Genomic DNA, 3,519 nt, shown 5'->3' on the forward strand with positions numbered 1-3,519 from the left:
CGTCTGGAACAAAGAAGCAATCATCTATGCCGACCTCGACATGGACAAAGTTCCCATGAGCCGCATGGAATTCGATGCCACCGGCCATTATTCCCGTCCGGATATTTTAGAATTCTACATCAACGATGGCGACGAAGAGTTTGAATAATTATACAGTCAGGAAAATCCGGGGATGACTCGCCATGAGCCGTCCCCGTTTTTTTGCATTCTGTAGAACGATATTTTTATTATTTTTTTGTTTCCCTTTTTTCTTATATAATATATACATATACGGCCTTTATTGGCATTTATTGAATTGGAACTAAATTCTAATATTTTAAAAATTTCTCTGAAAAAAGGTTTGACAAATCCCTTTTTCCATGGTAGACTTACGTCATCAACTTGATAGTGTTGCAATGAAGAGAAGAGTACATGGAAGGAAATGGCACAGAGAGCTTCCGTCCGGTGAAAGGGAGCGCAGGGAATTCCGTGGAAGATGGCCTCAGAGCAGATTGGTCGAATAATTAGACCGTCCGGTTGCACCCGTTATCGTGCTATGGTATTCAAGACTACGGTCTGCGTACCTGAAGAGGCCTGGCTTGTGAGAGTCAGGTGAAATTGGGTGGTATCACGGTGCTTCCGTCCCTTACAAGGGGACGGAAGCTTTTTTTATTACAACACGCCTTCAAGTAAAAAAATTACATTTTTACATCACAGGAGGAATTCACTATGAGCACAAATTACAAATTCGAAACATTACAGCAGCATGCAGGTCAGGTTCCCGATCCGGCAACAGGCGCCCGTGCCGTTCCTATCTATCAGACGACGAGCTATGTATTTGAAAATACACAGGACGGCGAAGACCAGTTCGGCCTGAAGAAACCGGGCTTCATTTATTCCCGCCTTGCCAATCCGACCTGGGATGTGCTGGAAAAACGGATTGCCGCACTGGAAGGCGGCACGGCTGCCCTGGCTACGGCTACCGGCGCTGCTGCTATTTCCCTTTCCCTCATCAACCTCGCCGGCGCCGGTGATGAAATCATCGCTGCTCCGACGCTGTATGGCGGCACCATCGAATTGTTCACCGATACATTCAAACATCTCGGCATTACCGTCAAATACGCCGACCCCGACGATCCCCAGTCCTTTGCCGCACTGATTACGGACAAGACGAAAGCCATCTATCTGGAAAGCCTGGGCAATCCGGCTATCAACATTCCTGATTTCGAAGCCATTGCTGAAATCGCCCATAAAAACGGCATCCCTGTCCTCGTAGATAACACCTTTGCTACGCCGTTCCTCTTCCGCCCCTTCGAACACGGCGCCGACATCGTTCTCCATTCGGCTACCAAATTCATCGGCGGCCACGGCACGACATTGGGCGGTCTCATCGTAGAAAAAGGCGATTTTGACTGGGAAGGCTCCGGCCGGTTCGAAGACCTGGTAAAACCGGATGAATCGTACGGCGGTCTCAGCTTCGTCAAAGACGTACCCGGTGCCAGCTTTGTAACCCGCGTCCGTGCCAAATACCTCCGCGATCTCGGCGCATCGCTCAGCCCGTTCAACGCATGGCTGCTCATCCAGGGTCTCGAATCCCTGTCCCTGCGCATTGAACGCCACGTCTCCAATGCCCAGAAAGTAGCCGATTTCCTGGAAAACCATCCGAAGGTTACGAAAGTAAATTATCCGTCCCTGCCGAGCTCGCCGTACTATAAGCTGGCTCAGAAATACTTCCCGAAGGGCACGGGCTCAATTTTCTCCTTCGAACTCCAGGGCGGCCGGGAAGCAGCCCGCCGTTTCATCGACGCTGCACAGATTTTCTCTGATCTGGCCAATGTAGGCGATTCCAAGTCACTCCTCGTACATCCGGCTTCGACGACACATCAGCAGCTGAATGACGAAGCGCTCAAAGCGGCCGGCATCACCAGCGGCACGATCCGCATTTCCGTCGGTCTGGAAAATGTCGATGATTTGCTTGCCGACTTGAAACAGGCTTTGGAAAAAGCATAAAATCGTACCAGGACCACTAAAAAAGTATACTTCGACCAAAGAGGGCCGGTAATGCCTGTATACGGTGTCATTGCCGGCTCTCTTTGTATACGTATTTCAGGAGGTTTTATCATGTCTGCTCTTCATTCTATCCGTTTCCGCGATGTATGCATTCTGGGTTTTGCCTTCTTTGCTACGTACTTCGGTGCCGGCAATCTGATTTTCCCGCCCCAGCTGGGTCTCAACAGCGGGTCGGCCTACCTGGCCGGTCTTTCCGGTCTGACCCTGTCAGGGATTTTCCTTCCCATTTTCACACTCATCGTCATCGGCCTCAACGGAGATGTACACGCCATTACCGATCATGTCGGCAAATACACCTATAACATCCTGCTGGCCGCACTGATGCTGGTCTGCACCTTCGTTTCCATCCCCCGCACGTGTGCCACGGCTATCCAGCTCGGTATCCAGGGCAATGTTCCATCAGCACCGTTCATTCCTCTCGTCATCGTATATTTCATTATTTCATTCTTCTTCGCCGCTGATAAGAACAACGTAATGGACCGGATGGGCAAATACCTGACGCCTCTTTTGGCCCTGATTTTGGTCGTCATCGCCATTATGGGCGTCGCCAGCCCCATAGGAACACCCATTGATCCGGCTGTTCCCAATTCCTTTGTCAACGCATTCCTGGGCGGATATAATACAGGCGATGTACTGGTCAGTTTCATTATGGCCGCTGTTTTCATCAGTTCCATCAACGCCAAAGGATATACGACGGTCGCACAGCGCAACCGCTGCCTCATCGGCTGCGGCATCATCGCCTTTGTTCTGCTGTTCATCATTTACGGTTCCCTCCTCTACATGGGAGCCTGCGTCAGCAGTGACTATCCCCAGTCTATCGGCCGGGCTGAACTTTTGGTAGCGATTATCCAGCGCGTAGGCGGTGCCGTCATGATTCCCATGGGCATAGCCGTCGTACTGGCCTGCCTGACGACGGCTATCGGCCAGATTGCAGCCGTAGCCGAATTCACCAGCCAGGCCACAGGCCGTTTCTCTTATCGTCAGGTAGCCATCGTCTGCTGTATTCTTTCCGCGCTTACGGCCCTTCTTGGCGTAGACGGCATCGTCACTTATGTAGGCTGGATTTTCGGCGTCTGCTACCCGCCCTGCCTGGCTCTGCTGGTTCTGGGCGTCCTGGTCCGCATCATCCCCAATGACGGTGCTTACAAGGGATCGGTCTATCTGGTGACGATATACGCACTCCTCGAATCCCTGCCCGGTCTTTCCGGCCTCGGCTTTGCCAAAGCTATCGTCGCTGCCACACCGCTTTCTACGTACGGTTTCGGCTGGATTATCCCGTTCATCATCGGCTTCGTCCTCGGCACGATAATCTACACTGCCAGAGAAAAAAAAGAACAGGCAGCGGCATAAACGGAATTCTAACAAGCAAAACGCAAAAAGACTGACGTCGGAAGTAACTGATCTTCCGGGTCAGTCTTTTTTGATGTCCCTGGATAATACATTTATATAGAAACTAGTATCATACCATCA

2 protein-coding genes and 1 other annotated feature are annotated in these 3,519 nt (G+C 51.1%); both genes read left to right on the forward strand.

The window, feature by feature from the left end; all coding sequences use genetic code 11:
* Positions 1-386: 386 nt before the first annotated feature.
* Positions 387-629 (forward strand) — a binding site (T-box leader).
* Between the two features lie 79 nt (positions 630-708).
* A complete protein-coding gene (locus DBO31_RS00195) occupies positions 709-1,989 on the forward strand; it encodes an O-acetylhomoserine aminocarboxypropyltransferase/cysteine synthase family protein (protein ID WP_150824142.1) in 1,281 nt (426 codons plus the stop codon).
* Positions 1,990-2,100: 111 nt separating this feature from the next.
* Positions 2,101-3,399 carry a branched-chain amino acid transport system II carrier protein gene (locus tag DBO31_RS00200; protein WP_113855353.1) on the forward strand — a complete coding sequence of 433 codons (1,299 nt, stop codon included), beginning with the start codon at positions 2,101-2,103 and terminating at the stop codon, positions 3,397-3,399.
* Positions 3,400-3,519: the final 120 nt, after the last annotated feature.

This window comes from Megasphaera sp. DJF_B143 (assembly GCF_900320625.1).
GTDB lineage: Bacteria > Bacillota > Negativicutes > Veillonellales > Megasphaeraceae > Megasphaera > Megasphaera hexanoica.